The 18,930-nt window shown below is 37.8% G+C and carries 20 protein-coding genes; 1 reads left to right on the forward strand and 19 read right to left on the reverse strand.

All coding sequences use genetic code 11. The features are described 5' to 3' along the window. Positions 1-245: 245 nt before the first annotated feature. The 19 genes from ndk to prsW form a co-directional block, all read right to left on the reverse strand. Positions 246-692, reverse strand: coding sequence for a nucleoside-diphosphate kinase (gene ndk / locus BMZ04_RS15535; protein WP_093273131.1), 447 nt, complete (start codon positions 690-692; stop codon positions 246-248). An 80-nt stretch (positions 693-772) separates the two neighbouring features. Continuing rightward, positions 773-1,747: a heptaprenyl diphosphate synthase component II gene (gene hepT / locus BMZ04_RS15540; RefSeq protein ID WP_093273135.1), complete on the reverse strand. Its 975-nt coding sequence runs from the start codon at positions 1,745-1,747 to the stop codon at positions 773-775. A gap of 20 nt (positions 1,748-1,767) precedes the next feature. Next, positions 1,768-2,472 (reverse strand): demethylmenaquinone methyltransferase, encoded by a 705-nt coding sequence (locus tag BMZ04_RS15545; RefSeq protein WP_093273139.1) that lies wholly within the window; start codon positions 2,470-2,472, stop codon positions 1,768-1,770. Between the two features lie 3 nt (positions 2,473-2,475). Further along, positions 2,476-3,237, reverse strand: a complete 762-nt coding sequence (locus tag BMZ04_RS15550) for a heptaprenyl diphosphate synthase component 1 (RefSeq protein ID WP_093273142.1) — start codon at positions 3,235-3,237, stop codon at positions 2,476-2,478. A gap of 50 nt (positions 3,238-3,287) precedes the next feature. After that, the gene (mtrB, locus tag BMZ04_RS15555; RefSeq protein WP_093273145.1) at positions 3,288-3,509 is read right to left on the reverse strand and encodes a trp RNA-binding attenuation protein MtrB; all 222 of its coding nucleotides are present in this window, start codon (positions 3,507-3,509) and stop codon (positions 3,288-3,290) included. Between the two features lie 67 nt (positions 3,510-3,576). Further along, on the reverse strand, positions 3,577-4,146 hold the full coding sequence (gene folE / locus BMZ04_RS15560) for a GTP cyclohydrolase I FolE (RefSeq protein ID WP_093273148.1): 570 nt from the start codon (positions 4,144-4,146) through the stop codon (positions 3,577-3,579). A 332-nt stretch (positions 4,147-4,478) separates the two neighbouring features. Next, entirely contained in the window at positions 4,479-4,751 is a 273-nt protein-coding gene (locus tag BMZ04_RS15565) for an HU family DNA-binding protein (protein ID WP_093273151.1), read from the reverse strand. A 172-nt stretch (positions 4,752-4,923) separates the two neighbouring features. Then, complete coding sequence (gene spoIVA, locus BMZ04_RS15570; protein WP_093273154.1) at positions 4,924-6,402, reverse strand: stage IV sporulation protein A; 1,479 nt, start codon at positions 6,400-6,402, stop codon at positions 4,924-4,926. Between the two features lie 879 nt (positions 6,403-7,281). Further along, on the reverse strand, positions 7,282-7,998 hold the full coding sequence (locus BMZ04_RS15575; protein ID WP_093273157.1) for a hypothetical protein: 717 nt from the start codon (positions 7,996-7,998) through the stop codon (positions 7,282-7,284). Between the two features lie 13 nt (positions 7,999-8,011). Then, complete coding sequence (locus BMZ04_RS15580; RefSeq protein WP_255367956.1) at positions 8,012-8,227, reverse strand: DUF2768 domain-containing protein; 216 nt, start codon at positions 8,225-8,227, stop codon at positions 8,012-8,014. A 215-nt stretch (positions 8,228-8,442) separates the two neighbouring features. Next, positions 8,443-9,462: an NAD(P)H-dependent glycerol-3-phosphate dehydrogenase gene (locus tag BMZ04_RS15585; RefSeq protein ID WP_093273160.1), complete on the reverse strand. Its 1,020-nt coding sequence runs from the start codon at positions 9,460-9,462 to the stop codon at positions 8,443-8,445. Between the two features lie 21 nt (positions 9,463-9,483). After that, complete coding sequence (gene der, locus BMZ04_RS15590; RefSeq protein ID WP_093273163.1) at positions 9,484-10,794, reverse strand: ribosome biogenesis GTPase Der; 1,311 nt, start codon at positions 10,792-10,794, stop codon at positions 9,484-9,486. Positions 10,795-10,903: 109 nt separating this feature from the next. Further along, entirely contained in the window at positions 10,904-12,046 is a 1,143-nt protein-coding gene (gene rpsA / locus BMZ04_RS15595) for a 30S ribosomal protein S1 (RefSeq protein WP_093273167.1), read from the reverse strand. Between the two features lie 93 nt (positions 12,047-12,139). Continuing rightward, positions 12,140-12,727: a lysophospholipid acyltransferase family protein gene (locus BMZ04_RS15600; RefSeq protein WP_093273170.1), complete on the reverse strand. Its 588-nt coding sequence runs from the start codon at positions 12,725-12,727 to the stop codon at positions 12,140-12,142. Position 12,728: 1 nt separating this feature from the next. Then, positions 12,729-13,403 carry a (d)CMP kinase gene (gene cmk / locus BMZ04_RS15605; protein WP_093273173.1) on the reverse strand — a complete coding sequence of 225 codons (675 nt, stop codon included), beginning with the start codon at positions 13,401-13,403 and terminating at the stop codon, positions 12,729-12,731. Positions 13,404-14,302: 899 nt separating this feature from the next. Beyond that, positions 14,303-14,950: a flagellar brake protein gene (locus BMZ04_RS15615; protein WP_093273180.1), complete on the reverse strand. Its 648-nt coding sequence runs from the start codon at positions 14,948-14,950 to the stop codon at positions 14,303-14,305. 74 nt (positions 14,951-15,024) lie between these two features. Then, positions 15,025-16,308 (reverse strand): PepSY1/2 domain-containing protein, encoded by a 1,284-nt coding sequence (locus BMZ04_RS15620; RefSeq protein WP_093273183.1) that lies wholly within the window; start codon positions 16,306-16,308, stop codon positions 15,025-15,027. A gap of 9 nt (positions 16,309-16,317) precedes the next feature. Then, entirely contained in the window at positions 16,318-17,097 is a 780-nt protein-coding gene (sleB, locus tag BMZ04_RS15625) for a spore cortex-lytic enzyme (protein ID WP_093273186.1), read from the reverse strand. A gap of 71 nt (positions 17,098-17,168) precedes the next feature. After that, a complete protein-coding gene (gene prsW, locus BMZ04_RS15630) occupies positions 17,169-17,861 on the reverse strand; it encodes a glutamic-type intramembrane protease PrsW (protein WP_093273189.1) in 693 nt (230 codons plus the stop codon). A 77-nt stretch (positions 17,862-17,938) separates the two neighbouring features. Between prsW and BMZ04_RS15635 the strand changes: the two genes are divergently transcribed. Continuing rightward, positions 17,939-18,913 (forward strand): asparaginase, encoded by a 975-nt coding sequence (locus BMZ04_RS15635; RefSeq protein WP_093273193.1) that lies wholly within the window; start codon positions 17,939-17,941, stop codon positions 18,911-18,913. The last annotated feature ends 17 nt before the right edge of the window (positions 18,914-18,930 follow it).

The following is an 18,930-nucleotide window of genomic DNA, read 5'->3' on the forward strand; positions in this document are numbered from 1 at the left end:
AAGACAGACAAATGTGAACACTTGTCTGTCTCTTATAAATTTGGCTACATTAGTATATTCTGTTGATTTCCGTTACAGGCGGACGCTTTCCACGGGGTGAGCGATTAGCCATCACCGCCGCTTCGCGTTCGTTGTGATGGCTAATCTGACTCACTCATCCCGTAGGAGTCGCCGCCCTTCACTCCAATCAAATAAAGAGTGTCAAAATCAACAATTACATCTAATATACCCTTAATACGTAATAATTAATTAATCCAGTTGTTAGCGTCTTTTGCGTATGCTACTAGTTCTTCTTGTTTGAAGAATAGACCGATTTCGCGTTCAGCGCTTTCTGGTGAGTCAGAACCGTGGATAATGTTTTTACCAACAGTTACTGCGAAGTCTCCGCGGATTGTTCCTGGAGCTGATTCTTTAGGGTTTGTAGCACCCATCATAAGACGAGCTGTTGAGATAACGTTTTCGCCTTCCCAAACCATTGCGAAAACTGGTCCAGAAGTGATGAATTCAACTAGTTCTCCGAAGAATGGGCGTTCTTTATGTTCTCCGTAATGTTGTTCTGCTAATTCAGCAGGAATTTGCATTAATTTTGCTCCAACTAATTGATATCCTTTTTTCTCAAAACGACTTACGATTTCACCGATTAAGTTACGTTGTACGCCATCAGGTTTTACCATTAAAAATGTTTTTTCCATGATTAACACTCCTCAAATAAATATAATGGGCTAAATTTGCCACCGTTAAAAATAGTATCACTATGAGCTAGCTTTTTCAATTAAAACTTACGCTTACTCATAAACAACGCAATATTTTGCAATGATTTTTTAGCAGAATTCTCAGGTAATTGCTTCACTTCGTTTAATGCTTTTTGTAAATACATGTTACTAACTTGTTTTGCCTTTGTAATTCCATCTGAGTTTCGAATTTCTTTTAATAGATTTTGTTGATCTTCAAAAGAAATGGTTCCTTCAAACATCGAATGAAGTAAAGGGGCTATGGCAGGTTCATCTTTTGCATATAGCACGGGTAATGTAATATTCCCTTGTAACAAATCACTCCCAGCCGGTTTACCTAATTGTTCATCTGTCGAAACAATGTCTAATATATCATCTATAATTTGGAATGACATCCCAACATAATAGCCAAAGAGCTTTAAATGCCTGACTGTTTTAGGATCCGTTCCAGATGCAATAGCTCCTAGCTCACAGCTTGCAGAGATTAAGATGGCGGTTTTCCGCTTTATCCTTCTTAAATAATCTCGCACCGTTTGGTCTAACAAGCGCTTATCTTCCACTTGAATAATCTCTCCGATGCAAAGTTCAATCATGGTGTGAGATAACACTTCATGTGCATATGTATTTTGTACTTCTGTTATGTATTCCATTGCTTTTGCAAAGAGAAAATCGCCTGTGTACATTGCGACACGATTATTCCACTGTGCTTTTACTGTTTCTCTACCTCTTCTTGTTTCTGCATCGTCTATTACGTCGTCATGCACAAGTGACGCCATATGTATCAGTTCTACTGCTACTGCGACATTTTTAATGGATTCAATCGAATAATTTCCAAACTTCGACGCAAGTAAAACAAAGACGGGGCGAATTCGTTTTCCTCCAGCGAGAAGTAAATGAAGAGAAGCTTCATTCAATAAGTGAGAGGAAGAATTCACAGCTACTGCTAGCTCTTTTTCTATGACTTCTAAATCCGATTTTAAATCGGAATAAAGTAATTTCAACTTCATCTTATCCATAGATCCAAACCTTCTCCCACTTAAATATCTTTTTTGAAACCAATATGTCTTGCCGCTGCACCGCCACTATATGGTTTACTCGTTATACGATTCATGCCAACTTGTTCAAATAAATTCGTAAGTTCCGCTCTATTTGGAAAGTCTTTAGCTGACTCTTGTAACCAAGAATACTCTTTATAACTTTTCGCAAATAGTTTACCGAATATCGGCATTATATAACGGAAATATAGTCTAAATCCTGCATTGAATAATTTAGAGTCTGGTTGTGATGTTTCAAGACAAACAATCATACCACCAGGTTTTGCCACACGATTCATCTCGCTAAGCACTTGTTTGTAATCTGGCACATTTCGAAGACCGAAACCAATAGTGACATAATCGAATGTGTTGTCTTCAAAAGGTAGCTCCATGGCATTGCCTTGCAATAATTCAATTTGAGGAATATCTTTTACTTTTTCTTTCCCGACATTCAACATATTTTGGCTGAAATCTAGCCCTTTTACGGAACCGGTTGGTCCAACTGCATCTGCTAATGCAATTGTCCAGTCGGCAGTACCGCAGCATACGTCTAATGCTAAACTACCTTGTTTTACTTGCATTGCTTTCATCGTGTCACTACGCCAAATTTTATGTTGTTGAAAACTAATCACAGAGTTCATTGAATCATAGTTATCTGATATTTTTTCAAACACTTCATGTACATGTTGCTCTTTTGATTTCCCCACTGTTTAACCTTCTCTCAACTGCGTTTCCAGCGAACATTTCGTTACTCGTTCTACTACTGCATGTTTTACATGATCTTTTAATAACTCCGAAGTACGGACGTCATGTATTAAACTGTTTTCTATTTTTTTTATCTCCGCATGAAGTAAGTTTACATTCGATTTCAAAACGGATGACTTATTGATATATAAAGTAACTTCCATTCGTTCGTAAGCAGCAATCTCTTTTTTCAATGAAGCTAGTAATAAAGCTTCTTTCATGAAGAATACATATTCATGAAAAGAATAGTATTCCATAAACTGTTCAATTGGTTTACTTTCAATCAGTTGAATGGACCCGACTAGTTGTTCAAACGTATAGTTTTGCTGATCATAGAACCTCGTTTTATGCTCGGTAATTGAAGCGACACATTCTGACAATATTCGTATTAAATCTATCTTTTTATCTTTAGCTAACAGCTGATAGTATTTCCCACTATAATAGTCTCCTGCCAGCACTTGTAATTGCTGTTCTCTTGACGTTGCATTTTGTTCTTTCACTAAATCATGTGCAGCAAGTGCCGAGAAAATAAGAGAAATGGCGATAACAGAAATTCTTTCTGATTCGTTCCAATCCTCCCCATTGAGTAGTGGTAAAAGTGTAAAAAACAAACGTTCTTCGTCAATGATAGGAGCCCCTGTATAGTTTAACAAAGTACTTTGCCGCGTTTGCATGAGAATATCTCTTTTATATTGTTCTACCTGTTGTGTGATCATTGATTCGTTCATACACTTTACTCCATTTCCCAACCGCGCTTACTTACTTTAGTGTAGGTCTTTTATTTTTTAGATTCACTTTGAATGACACCGTTTGCTGTGTGAACAGATGCTTTACCTCTAATTTTCATAGCGGAAGTGTGCTCTGTAAATTGGGCAATCATCACTTCACCAGTATCTAGTTTTTCAGAATGATGGAATTTCGTATCCGTGCCACGAGTAAGTCCAATAACATGCACACCATCTTCTTCTGCTTTTATAACGATAAAATCTGAACTAGACATAATTTATTCTCCTCTACAGAACAATCTTTTTTCATCATACCATATTCTAAAACATTCTCCAAAGCAGTTACTTCATCTGAATAAAAGACAATATTTCGGAGCGCTTTACTTCGTCTGTTTCCAAAATCCCTCTAGCAACAGCCGTTACCGTCTTGGCACCTGGTTTTTTAATCCCGCGCATCGTCATACACATATGCTCTGCCTCAATGACAACGTAAACACCGTGTGGATTTAACATTTCCATAATATCTTCTGCAATACTAGATGTAATTCTCTCTTGCAGTTGTGGCCGTCTTGCAGTTGTTTCGACAGCTCTCGCTAATTTACTTAATCCGGTTACGACTCCATCGCGTGGAATGTATGCTACATGTGCTTTTCCGTAAAAAGGAACGAGATGATGCTCGCACATGGAATAAAAAGGAATATCTTTTACTAACACGAGTTCTTCATGATCTTCGTTAAATACGGTTTTAAAATATTCTTTTGGATCTTGATGTAATCCTTCAAACATTTCCGCATACATTTTAGAAACTCGTTTTGGTGTTTCGAGTAATCCTTCTCTTTCTGGATTTTCGCCAACAGCTTCTAAAATCATTTTTACTGCTTCTTCTATTTTTTTCAGATCGACACTCGTCATCTGTTAACCCCCTAGACCAAACTATATATACCATTAGCATCTTAGCATACGTATCAAATTTAATAAATATTTTTTACTTGTTTAAGCAAGAAGTTTAAGCACCCACCGGATAAGGGTAGGTAATCTAAGTGCGCACCGTCCTTATCGCAACAACTGCATGACCTACATCCTGTAGGGTTCAATAGTAATTCAAAATATGGACGCAATTACGCCAAGGCGAATTGATTTATGTATGTATCATTGAGATTTCTATTTATTGCATGTTGTAATTGAAAAGAACGGCTACTATGAAGCAAGCTTCACAATAACCGTTCTATGTACTACAACATCAGTTATTTAACTGCGTCTTTAAGTGCTTTACCTGGTTTAAAAGCAGGCACCTTGCTAGCAGCGATGTCGATTTCTTCACCTGTTTGAGGGTTACGTCCTTTACGTGCTGCACGTTCACGAACCTCAAAGTTACCAAAACCGATTAATTGAACTTTACCTCCATCTGCAAGAGCAGCTTGAATTGATTCAAATACAGCTTCAACAGCTTTAGATGCGTCCTTTTTAGAAAGTTCTGCAGCTTCTGCAACAGCGTTTACTAATTCTGTTTTATTCATACCATTCACCTCCTCTCAAAGGAAGATAGCTTTAACTCTTTAAAAAGAGTATCACAACAGAAATGGCTTCGCAACACTATTTACACGTGTTTAGGGAAGATTCCTTAAAAAAACGTGAATTTCATAAAATAACAGGACTTTTCGCATAGTCGCGAAAAGCCCTGTATCAGATTTACAGTATGAATGTTACCATTCCTCGATCGCCTTCATTTACCATTCGTTCGATTGTTTGTCGCATTCTGTTCTTCGCAACAGCAGAAACGCTTTCTGTTTTGTAACGCAAACTTTCTTTCATCACTTCAACTAAGGAAGTACCGAAAACTTGTGTTTGCCACAATGCATCACGGTCATGCAAATACCCATGCTTTAAATCTTTTAATAATTGCTGACTATGGAATTCAGAACCAATTAGCGGAGCAAACTCTGCCTCCATATCAACCCGAATTATGTGAAGAGAAGCGGCTTTTGCTTTTAGGCTAACCCCGTAGAAATTATTTTGTTTAATAATTTCTGGCGCGGAAGGTTGAAAATCTTGAATGGTAGGAAGCGATACCCCGTACCCGTGATTTTTAGCTGCTTCCAGTGCTTCCGAAAATTTATTGTATGCTTTTTTCGCCGTAGACGCATCTTTGACGAACAAAAGCCAGTCTTTTTTGGTTTGAATCGGTTCTTCTAACCACTCATCACATACTTCTTGGAACACTTCTGGCTTTAATCCAATTTGAATACAAGCTGATCCTCTACCCGGATTTGCTTCTACTACTTCCGCTGACTGAATAAATGGAACTTGTTTAAAACGCGTAGCAAGTTCTTTTACATCCTTCATTTTTGACACAATTTGTAACCATTCGTGTAAGGATGAAGTGATTGCATTGTTCACAAAATGATCCGGTTCCAGTACATCTGTCCAATCCGGCTTTACAACTTCGATATCGGTAATTGGAAATTCATAAAGTGCTTGTTGGAGTATGTACTGAATTTCCTCCGCGGTCATTCTGTCCACTGCAACCGCTATTACAGGCACTTCATGTTTTTTCTGTAATTCCTCACTCAGATGAATAGTGTCAATATGACCTGGGGTTTTGCTATTCAATACAATAACAAATGGTTTACCAATTTCTTTTAACTGCGAAATTATTTGCTCTTCTGCATGTTCCGCTGCTTTTCGCGGAATATTATTCACGGTACCATCCGTAGTTACAACGATACCAATCGTTGAATGATCACGAATTACTTTATCTGTACCAATTCGTGCTGCTTCTTCGAATGGAATTGCTTCACTATGCCAAGGTGTGTGCACTAGTTTCTGTCCGTCTTCACCAGAACCAGTGTTAATCCCATCGATCATGTAGCCGACACAGTCTACTAATCGAATCTGCAGTCGTAATTGATCTTCTCCAAGGTGAATATTCGTTCCATGTGCTGGGACAAATTTAGGTTCTGCGGTCATGATGACGTTACCTGGAGAACTTTGCGGAAGCTCATCTTGCGCTCGTACTCTTTCCGCTTCATCTTGAATATTCGGAATGACTACGAGCTCCATTACTCGTTTGACAAAAGTAGATTTCCCTACCCTGACTGGACCTACAACACCAATATACACATCTCCATTAGTTCGCTCTGCTATTTGTTCATAAAGTTGATTTGACATGGATAGTCTCCTTTCTTCGCAATCTAATATATGTGGCAAAAAAACGTTTCATGCATAAAGCACAAAACGTTTTTCTACGTATGGAGTTTCCGCTAGGGTTTCGGCTGCAGGGCGGACGCGTTCAACGGCATGAGCGTTTAGCCATCACCGCCGCTTTCGCGTTCGTTGTGATGTATCATCTTCTCAACAGAGGAACGAAGGCTAAGTGCGCCACATCAAAAGGAAGGCAATCTAAGTTCGCCGCGTCCTGCGGCAACGATTGCATGACCCACTTCCTGTGGGCCTCAACGCCTTCGTGACCAACATCCTGTTGGCCTCCGCAAGAGTCGACGCCCTTCCGCTACAATCAAGGAAATTGCTTACTTATGAGCATCGATTTGCTAAAAATTGAAATGACTTAGGGTAGAAAACTGGTCATAGTTAGCTATCAATTCTATTCGGAAAGCATCTAAATCGCACCAGAGCAACTAAATTGCTAGTAATATTTTCAACCAATTATTAATATTACAAGTTTTTAGAGTGAGACGGCGATGAATAGGAGTGTTATGTTATTGCGCATTAATCCTATAATACGCAATATTTTTAGTTAGAATTACTAAATAAAAAAAGTTTCATTGATAAAAAAAGTGAGGAAATGTGCGAGTGAAATTGTATACTCTAAGTTGTCTTTTATTAAAATTATATCCTTTCCTCTTATCCAAAGTAAGGCACATTTCACTTGAACTTCATAGAGTAGCGAAGGACCAATATTCACCGTGCGATTATTAAAAAAATGTGTATGGATACGACTAAGTCGCACCCATACACATTAAATTAAAATAATTATTTAGCCGTCATTTCTTCAAAAGTGGACAATGTTAATCAGTAAGAAACTACTGGTTACTTAGCAGGCGTAAGCATAAATATTGGTTCGTTATTCTCATCTATCGTATATGGAAGCGAATAGGCAGGAACAATTGCAAAATTATCCGTTAGTAAAAAGCGAATATCGTCTCCCGGTTTTATTTCTACCTCATTTTCTTGAAGAAGACGATTTAACTCGATAGAATAGTCCACATACACTTTCCCGTCACCAGTTGCTACTAAAGGTAGCTGGATGTCGGAATAAGGGCTTTGTACGGATAGCTCGCTTTTAAAACCCATCTTCTCATAATCTAGTTTATATACACCTTCTGCAATTATTTCTGCAACAGGCCCATATCCATTAATACCTTTTCGATAGTTAATGTCTCGAATGGCACTCGCAATCCGCAAATCTACTAATTTAACCGTAGGATTTTCTTCTACGTCCATTAACACGTATTGGTAAATCCCACCTGCTTCATAAGCATTAGCAGGTACTTTCCCCATATAAGTAGGCACTACTTTTTTAAAATCAATCGGATATTTGATGTATTGATCCGTTTCCAAATCACGCGTTTTAATCGGCAGTAAACCACCGGAATCTTCTTTAAAGCTATTTACTGCATTTTGTACCGCATTCAACTGATCTTCATATGGCAATAAATTCTCTGGCTCATATCCACTTTTATAACTACATCCTGCTAATACTAATATTCCGATAGTAAGAACTGCTAGTAAACGTAACTTTTTCATGCGAATCTCCTTACTAAGCTTTTGTTGGGTTAAAAATAATATAAATCATTGTGATAAAGCCTATAAATAACAATATGTATGCGATTAAACCAAAGATAAATTTCAAGAAAGTATTTTTCAGTTTCGTTTTAACAAAGAACATAAATAGCATTGCTAAAAACATACAACCCATGGATCCAAATGATATCCACATTTTATCCATTGAAGACACTAACAATACAGGTAACACAAACTTTCCCACCTTTCATCAACAAAAAAGTAAAGTGCTTTAAATACACTTAGTAATGCTATAACGGCTGCAGTCGCCGCCTTCCATCATCAATCGACAAAGCAGACCGTAGACCAACTGTTTCACAGTCTAAGTTAATAGCTTACCAAATTTCAATACTTTCTTGTACTTCAAAAAAGAGTTGCTGTTAAACAACTCTTTTCTTTGTGACAAATTTAGAACGATTTATAATCATCCAACTCATGCTTTTTCGTACGATGCATTAAAATATCGACCGCTTCTTTTGGATGTATACCTTCGAATAAGACAGAATGCAATGCTTCTGTGATTGGCATATCTACCTGTTGCTTTTTCGCAAGCTGATAAGCTGCTTTCGTTGTTCGTACGCCTTCTACGACCATTCCCATCTCATCTAATACAGTTTGCAAGTTTGCACCTTTGCCAAGCATATTACCAGCTCGCCAGTTTCTAGAATGGACACTTGTGCATGTTGCGATCAAATCGCCCATTCCAGTTAACCCTGAAAACGTAGAAGCATCCGCTCCTAAGCTGATGCCTAGTCTAGTGATTTCTGCTAAACCTCTTGTAATAAGTGCAGCCTTAGCATTATCTCCATATCCTAGACCGTCTACAATTCCAGCAGCTAAGGCAATAACATTTTTTAAAGCTGCGCCAATTTCTACACCTACAACATCATCATTGGTGTAAACGCGGAAATAGTTATTCATAAACATACCTTGCACTTTTTCAGCAGCTTCCATCTTTTCACTTGCTACAGTAACCGTAGTTGGATGTTGTAATACTACTTCCTCTGCGTGACTAGGACCAGATAAAACTACTATTGCATCTACAAATTCAGCTGGAAGTTCCTCCTCCAGCATTTCGGAAATGCGTTTTAACGAATCAGGTTCAATCCCTTTCGAAACATGTACGAATAATTTCTTCTCCGTTAAAAATGGCTTCATATCATGACAAACTTCACGTATTGCTTTTGTTGGAACTGCGATTACAATAATAGATGCATGATGAATCGCTCGCTCAAAATCACTAGTAGCTTTTAAATTGCTAGGCAGTGTAATACTTGGTAAATACTTATTATTTGCATGAAAGTCGTTTATTTCTTTCGCTTGATTTTCCCGATGTGACCACAAAAGACAATCATTATTGTTATTTGCGAGCACCATTGCAAGCGCTGTTCCCCAGCTGCCTGCACCAAGTACAGTAACTTTCTCCATTTTCTTACGCCCCTTTAACAATCAAGTTCTTGCGCGAGTAATGATGCGGATTGGAGTCCCTTCAAAATCAAAGGATTCACGAATACGATTTTCTAAAAATCGCTCATAAGAGAAATGCATCATGTCTGGTTCGTTTACAAACACAACAAAAGTTGGTGGTTTAATCGCCACTTGTGTTGCATAGTAAATACGTAATCTTTTCCCTTTATCTGTTGGAGCTGGATTACGCGCTATAGAATCTTCAATAACTTCATTCAAGACAGATGATTGTACGCGAAGTGAATGGTTTTCACTTACGGTATTTATTATTGGAAACAAGGTATTCACACGTTGCTTTGTTTTTGCTGAAACAAAAACAATAGGCGCATAATCCAAGAATTGGAAATGCTCACGAATTGATTTTGTCATTTCGTTCATTGTCTTATCGTCTTTTTCAATTGCATCCCATTTATTCATCACAATGATAACTGCTTTACCACCTTCATGGGCATATCCAGCAATTTTCTTATCTTGCTCTTGGATACCTTCTTCCGCGTTTAGCACGACTAAAACAACGTCTGAACGTTCGATCGCCTTTAAAGCACGAAGCACACTGTATTTCTCTGTTGTTTCATATACTTTTCCTTTTTTACGCATTCCAGCTGTATCGATCATGACGTACTCTTGCCCATCAACCGAATATTCCGTATCAATGGCATCTCGCGTTGTTCCAGCAATTTCACTTACAATAACGCGTTCTTGTCCTAAAAATGAATTGATCAAAGATGATTTCCCAACATTCGGTCTACCGATTAAAGAGAATTTAATCACATCTTCTCCGTATTCCTGCTCTTCTACATTAGGGAAGTTTTTCGCTACTTCGTCTAGTAAATCCCCTAGCCCTAATCCGTGAGATCCCGAAATAGGAAATGGCTCGCCCATTCCTAATGCATAGAAATCATAAATCATTTCACGCATATCTGGGTTATCAATTTTGTTCACTGCTAAAACGATCGGTTTTTTCGTTTTATACAAAATTTTAGCAACATATTCGTCTGCTGATGTAATGCCTTCTCGTCCATTTGTTAAGAAGATGATTACATCCGCTTCATCCATTGCGATTTCTGCTTGTTGTTTAATTTGTTCTAAAAAAGGTTCATCGCTTAGTTCGATACCGCCTGTATCGATAATATTAAATTCATGTGCTAACCAATCGGCAGAACTATATATACGATCACGTGTAATACCTGGAATATCCTCCACGATAGATACACGTTCTCCTACGATTCGATTAAATATAGTCGATTTGCCGACATTTGGCCTACCAACGATTGCTACTACTGGTTTTGTCATTACTTATTCATCCTTCCAACTTCGTCTATTTTGTATTATACAACAAAAAGACAAAAGCAGGCGACTTCTTTGTCGAAGTCACCTGCTTTGTGATTCTTGTAGACTCGCGTTATTTAGTGAAATCCTTAAGCTTGTCTCCAAGTACATCGCTAATAGAGAAGCCTCTCGATTCTTCAGGTAACTGATAATCTGCTAAATTAAACGCTTCTTCGTTTTCGATTAGATCTTTAATACTTAAGGACAATCTTTTTTCTCTACTATTTACTTCTAGCACTTTAACTTGTACTTCTTCGCCTTCTTTTAACACTTCTTGTGGTGTACCGATATGTTGGTGAGCTATTTGTGAAATATGCACAAGCCCTTCTACACCTGGAAGTACTTCTACAAAAGCACCATAAGAAACAAGTCGTTTTACTTTACCTGTTAAAATAGTTCCTTTTGCAGCTTTTTCTTCGATTTCATCCCATGGTCCAGGCAATGTATCTTTGATCGAAAGTGAAATTCTTTCAGCATCTCGGTCAATCGATAATACTTTAACTTTTACTTGTTGCCCTTCTTTTAAAACGTCTGCAACATTATCTAAATGCTCATACGAAACTTGTGAAATATGCACAAGCCCGTCTACTCCGCCGATATCTACGAACGCCCCAAAGGATGCAAGACGTTGAACCGTACCATCTACTACGTCTCCAGGCTGAATAGCATCTAATGTTTTTAGTTTATTGACCGATTTTTCAGCTTCTACCACTGCTTTATGGGAGAGGATCAATCGATTTTTGTCTTTTTCTAACTCAACAATTTTAAAGGTTAATACTTTCCCTTTATAATCATCAAATGATTCAACGAAATGGTCTTCTATTAAAGATGCAGGGATAAATCCACGGACACCTAAATCGACTACTAATCCGCCTTTTACTACTTCTTTTACTTCTGTTTCAATAATTTCTCCTGATTGGAATTGCTTTTCAAGTTGATCCCATGCTTTCTCGGCATCTACTTTTCGTTTGGAAAGAACAAAATTAGCTTCTTCCACTTTTGTAATCATAAGTTCCAGTTCATCACCGATGGAAACGGCGTCGGATGCTTTTTCAATATGCAAGCTAGATAGTTCACTAATAGGAACGATGCCATCAAAAGGTGCACCTTCGATTGATACGATCACCGATTTTTCATCTACCTGTGCAACCGATGCTTTTACTAGATCTCCCTCTTTAAACTCATGTGTGTCTTTTAAGTTCATTTCTTCTGACATATGATATTCCTCCTTCACAACGTCTCTAATCTATTTTATGCCAACTAGCACAGAAATACAAAAAGAAGCACTTTTGAAATGGAAAAAGTCTAATTATTTCGTTTTATATTGTTCTAATAACTCTGCAATATGAGCCATAATTACTTCTGTTACTTCTTCTGCGGATGCTTTTCTTTCGCGGTATGGTTGTATATCAATTGCATCGCCGTACACTATTTTTAGACGTTTAAATCGTTTATATGGTCCGATAATAGCACAAGGAACAACATTCGCATCTCCTCTTAAAGCAAAAAAGCCTGCTCCGCTGAATCCTTTCCCAAGTTGCCCATCTTTACTTCTAGTTCCTTCTGGAAAAAGACCAACTACTTCCCCGTCTTTTAAAAGTTTAATAGCCTGGCGAAGAGCATCCCGGTCACTCATCCCTCTCTTAACAGGAAAAGCACGGACACCTGGCAAAATACTTTTTAAGATAGGCATACGAAATAATTCTTCTTTTGCCATAAAGTTAACAGGTCTTGGGGCATTTATACCAACAACTGGCGGATCGAGTGCCGCGATATGGTTAGAACAAAGTAAAATGCCGCCTTCTTTTGGAAATTTGTCTGCTCCGATTACTTCAAATCGGTATAGTGGATTCAACACGGAAAAAACAACTGTTTTTGCAAAGGAATAGAGCTTCATATTACGCCATCCTTTCTTTTGCAAGCTGCATAATTTGTTCAGATACTTCTTCAATAGAAAGAGAAGTTGTATCGATATAGATCGCATCTTCCGCTTGTGTTAGGGGTGATGCTTCTCGCTCGCTATCCAGTTTATCCCGAAGAGCGATCTCTTCTATTAATTCTTCTAAACTTGTATGAATACCTCTTTTTTGGTTTTCTAAATATCTTCTTTTTGCTCGTTCTTCCACACTAGCAGACATGAAAACTTTTAGCTCTGCATCTGTTAATACATGCGTCCCAATATCTCTGCCGTCCATGACAATCCCGCCGTCTTTTCCCATATTCTCTTGTCTTTTTACCATTTCTTCACGTAAATCTGCATGAGCAGAAACAGCCGAAACGGAACTTGTTACTTCTTTAGAACGAATTTCTTCTGTTACTTCAACGTTGTCCAAAAAAACTAGTTGTCCTTTTGGAGAAGGTTTTAAATCGATTGCAGTGTCGTGTAATAATTTCGTTAATTTTTCCCCGTCTTGCAAATCTATGTTTAAGCGAATTGCTTTATACGTAATTGCACGATACATTGCACCTGTATCTACATATGTATATCCTAATAATTCTGCTGTTTTTTTAGCTATTGTGCTTTTTCCGGCAGCTGCCGGCCCATCAATAGCGACTTGTATTCTTTTTGTCATACTTTTGCCTCCACTCTATTCGAATCTATTTTAACATATAACATCTAACATTAGGAAAGCGTAAGAATACCTTTTGAGCATCTTGGTGACTGTTCCGTTGATTATCATAAATTTCCCAACTAATTCAATTCATTTAGGTTAATAAGCGAATTTACGAATAATCGTTTTCCGGCTGACTTCGGGAAAATGTGTAACAACTACTGACCACAAAGCCTTCGCGCTTGCCGCACCTCGCATGAGCCAACTCGTGCTATGCCCGAGTGGGTCTCATGACTTCGGCTCATGCGGCCCGACGCGCTACGGCAAAAATATCCATTTTTTATAAGGAAAAGCTTGTCTCAAAAAAATGAGCAACATATTAAGCAATACTCGCAACATTGTACGACTTATGCGCAATATTTCCCTTGGAATTCGCAACATTATGGTCCAGTTGCGCAACGTAGCTAATTGACAATTGCTATCTCTACACAATATTGTCGCGTTCACAGTGTATGTTGTCCCATTCAACAAGTTGTTGAATTTTATTTTTAAGATATGCGAAGTAAGGTTGGTTTTGAGCCGGCAATACTGCATAGTTAGCAAGCTCCATGGATCGGAGCGAAAGGGCGACGACTCCAGCGGGAATAGCAGATGTTTTTTTGCACCGAAAGCGAAGCGTCAGGTGCATGAGCTGAAGACCCCGCAGGAGCTAACAAAGGAACAAAGGCTAAGAACGCCACCTCGTGTGGCAACGCCTTCGTGACCAACATCCTGTTGGCCTGAGGAGGCTGAAGCCATGCCCGCGGAAAGCGTCCGCCCTGTAGCGGAAATCTTAGCAGATACTAAGTAGTGCGCACTAGGTATTCATATGTCAAAAGCCCATCACTTTTCAAAGAAAAAAAGCCTGTTTATACAGACTTTTAGTCCCTGCTTTTTTTTCTTAACATTACTTGCCTTTCAAAACAATAACGGACGATCTGTTGTTTGTCCACTTCATCTGTATCGGAAAATTGTAATGATGCCAAAGTGATAGAATCCCTTTGAAAGATTCGAATCACTTTAGCAGTTGTCGATACGTATTTAATATCTCCATTATTAAACCCAAGTGGAATCAATAAAGAAACGGCATCATCTGCGTTAAATTTCACCGGACGATTCAATACAACAGCCGTCCCTCCTGCGCTAATATCATCGGTCACAAATTGATACTTTTCGTCTTCAAATTGTACCGAGATATCAAGCGTAGCAACTACGCGTACAAAATCTCTACGCTGTATTTTGATAATTTCGGAATCTCCTGGATAGGAAAGTTTGATCATTGGGATTTGCCCTTTTCTTTTGCCTAAAACTTCTGTTTGAAAGGCAAAAGCAGCCTTTGACTCTTCTGTATAGGAAACACGAAGTTGTGTTCCGTCCATTAGAAAAACGGTTCTACCCGAAATTGTATCTACTGGATAATCTACATAAATCGAATGATGATCGCTATCTACAATTTTACAACGGTACTTTTCCGCTTTTTCTGAAGTGGCTGGCTCTAAAGTCAGTACTGTTCCAAGTTTAATATTCATAAGCAACCCTCTTTAAGTGTCATAATATACTTATTATGACACTTAGAGCGGCGTATTTCTATCTAAAATTATTATTAAGGTAGTTTTTCTGTGTGTAATATCTCATGTGTTTCCGTATCAATATACGTTTTATGTGTGCCTATCGAATCATTTCTTGTTAATATTTCATAGGCAAGACGTTGCTGTAACTCTTTGTTTTCCACATATGCTAGCCTTTCTTCCTCGACTTTAAAATCACCTGAGAATATCTCTTGGTAATCGATTTGTACAATTTTTTGTTCTCCAATATTCTCTTTCTGAATATATTCCATTGCATTTAAGCCTAATAGTTCCCCATTATCTTTTGCAATTTTCAGATGCATTCCATCCGCATAGATGAGTGCATCATTATTTGGATCTTTACGTGCTAAGGCTAAATGCCAGGCAATATTGTTTTCTCTATATTCAACTAGCTCCGTATCTGTATAACCGAAAGATTTCAAATAAGTGCTAGCCTTTTCTTTCATCTTTTCTACACTTATCGTTGTTTTATCAAAAGGTCGTTCCATTAAATAAGAGAGTAAATGACCTCCTTTTTTCGTAAAATCGGCATATCCGATTCGAATCCCTTTATGAAATTGAACGTGATAGAAAGGGTACGGGGCATCTTTTGAGCTTTCCGTTATATGAATCGTCGCATCTGCTAGTTCTGGAAATAACTTAAAGAATTTTTGTTTCACTTGTTCTACAGTTATTTCGGAGTCTTTAATATGTTGTAAATCTTTCTTTTTTTGTTTATCCGTTTCACTTGCCGTCATTGGAAAGTCACTTTCAGTATAAGCTTTTGCTGAATCCCCTAGTGCTTTCCAGTTTTTTTCGTTTTCTTTATTCGCTTTATTGTTCACAAAGGATGTAACGATATAATCCTTATTTCCAGCGTTTCTATTCGTAAAAGCCCATTGATCGGATAGAGATATTAAATTTTTTCTCGCATCCACCATATTTTTTTGCCATTCCTCGACCGGTATCTTTCCTTGTCTCACGAGGGAAGCTCCATTTCCAATTCGGTTTAAATAATTCATCCACACAGTAGAGGTTTCGTGATCTATTGGCAGAGCAGATATAGAATCACGAACGTCGGAAGAAAGTCTCCACACATCTTCTAAAGGCTGATTGAGTGCCTCTTTATCTTGAAAAAGTAATGTTTGATCAATGGATTCACTTAGTGTTATTAATTTTTCGGATGCAGATGTTAATTGATTGGAGTATTGGTTTGCTAACGCAGTTTCTAACCGAGTATTTTTAGATTGAACATTAAAGTGGTACACAAGGAATACAGCTGCAGCAGTAACAACGATTACCCACATAAATTTTTTCATATGATCTCCTTATGCACAAAAAATATGCTGTCCGATTGTTTTTATTTGTGGTCGTGACCAAATCCATTCACTAGTTGCAGTCTTAGGATTGAAGTAATATATCGCATTTTCCGTAGGATCCCACCCATTCAACGCATCAAGTACGGCTTCTTTTGCACGTTCATTTGGCTCCAGCCATATCTGACCATCCGCAACTGCAGTAAAAGCCAGTGGTTGGAATATTACTTCTGAAATTGTATTCGGAAAATCGGGATGCTCTACTCTGTTTAAAATAACGGCAGCAACTGCTACTTGTCCTTCATAAGGTTCTCCTCTTGCTTCCCCATATACTGCATTAGCAATGAGGTCTAAATCTTTTTCTGAATACTTCGGTGGAAGTTGCATATTTGTGCTTGGGGCTTGTTTATTTTTTGCTACATTCTGTCCTCCATAAGTAGTAAAACTATTTCCTTTTTTAATTTGTTCATGGACGAACTCTTTATTGAACTCGGAAACACTTATAAGCTTATTCTTTGTTTCCTCTCCTAGTAAACCATCAACTGGGATCCCATACTGTTCTTGAAAGTTTCGAAGCGCCCAGTATGTGTTATAACCAAATTTCCCATCTATTTGACTCGTGTAAAATCCAATGTATTGAAGTCTAGACTGTAATTCAATTACATCGTCTCCATATGCTCCACGTTCTACAATTTGCGTGGAGAAAGCCTGTGTAGGTTGTTCTTCGTGTAAGAACGCATAGCCCGCCGTACAAAATATTAAGCTAAATAGGATATACTTTAGTTGTTTCAAAACGACATCTCTCCTTTTTATTTAGCTTGGATAAAAAATGCTTAAATATACAAAAAAAATCTAGCACTCAGCTAGATTTCTTCTCTCATATAATATTCATGTTTTTCCATTCTTTTATGATGCGATAAAATATGAGCTTTCTTCACTTTCGATAAACCAAGTAACCATAAAAATAACATGAAAGGTACGATTAACAGTAATTCCATCCCTTTAATAATCAAAATACTATTATAAATAGTATGTAAAACAAATGAAGCCAAAAAAGCATACATGATTTCATTTTTAGCTTTTTTAGAAGCAGAAAATTTCGCTCTTCCTAAATAGTAGCCCATTACTACACCAAATAATGCGTGGCTTGATACAGGTAGCAAAGCACGAATAAATGCCGCATCCATCCCAAAATTTAGTAAAAACAAAATATTTTCTACAGTCGCAAATCCGAGTGCAACACTTGCACCATACAAAATCCCGTCGTATGGGTCGTCAAATTCTACATGTTTATAAACAGCAATTACTAATATCAACCATTTAAAAAATTCCTCTAAAGCACTTGTAACAAGAGCTTGATGGATAAATAAAGAAGATAATAGCTCCTCTTCTTGAATAACGTGTTGGATAAATAATATTGGAAATGTTAATATGGCACCATATATAAAAGAATGTAATAATAATTTGGAAGGCTCTTTTGCAATTTCTTTACGTAAATAGAAATAGCTTAAAAGTGCAAGTGCGGGCGCAATTGCAACGGAAAGCATTATGAACATAAGCGTACTCCTTCCATTAGATTATCTTTATTATACAACTTTTTTTCGATAAATTGTAAAATTCCGGAGGTTTTATAATGAAATCCATATTACTTATTCATACAGGTGGAACCATTTCTATGCAAGTACAAGCGAATACTGGGGCTGTCGTTCCCGCGGAGAATAATCCCCTTATAATGGAAGGCGAAAAACTAAAACAATTGGCCAATATTATTGAAATAGAAGCTTTTAATTTGCCTTCTCCACATATTACGCCAAAAGAGATGTTAGTGTTGAAAAAATTAATCGAGCAATACATTGAGGAACATTCTATTGAAGGTGTAGTCATCACACATGGAACCGATACACTCGAGGAAACTGCTTACTTTTTAGATTTAACGCTCGATACATCTATACCAATTGTACTTACAGGTGCAATGCGGTCTTCCAACGAAATAGGGTCAGATGGTCTCTATAATTTAATGTCTGCTGTAAAAGTTGCTTGTTCAGATGATGCGAAGGATAAAGGCGTTCTCGTCGTTCTAAATGATGAAATTCACACTGCCGAGAATGTTACAAAAACGCATGCTAGTAATGTAAGTACATTTCAAAGTCCGCAATATGGACCTATTGGGTTTATTTCCAAAGCGATTGTGCATTTTCACCATTCGCCAAATCATCGGAATGTGCTTCCGATCCAACATATTTCCAAAAGGGTTGCACTTTTTAAAGTGTACGCGGGAATGGATCCTGATTTACTAGCAGCATCTATCCAATTAGGATATGAAGGGATTGTACTCGAGGGATTAGGTCAAGGAAATGTTCCTCCAAGTCTCACTCCAATTATTCATGATATTTTGAAAAAAGATATACCGATTGTGCTTGTCTCTAGGTGCTTCAATGGAATTGCGCAAGATGTATATGGCTATGTTGGTGGAGGAAAACGCTTAAAAGAAGAAGGTGTACTGTTTGCGCACGGCTTGAACGGACAAAAGGCAAGACTAGCCCTACTCATCGCACTCCATCACACCGACCCTAAAAGTGCCATGAACAGTATTTTTTCCATCATCTGAGCAGGAGAAAAGCGCAA

This window comes from Psychrobacillus sp. OK032 (assembly GCF_900111345.1).
Classification (GTDB): domain Bacteria; phylum Bacillota; class Bacilli; order Bacillales_A; family Planococcaceae; genus Psychrobacillus.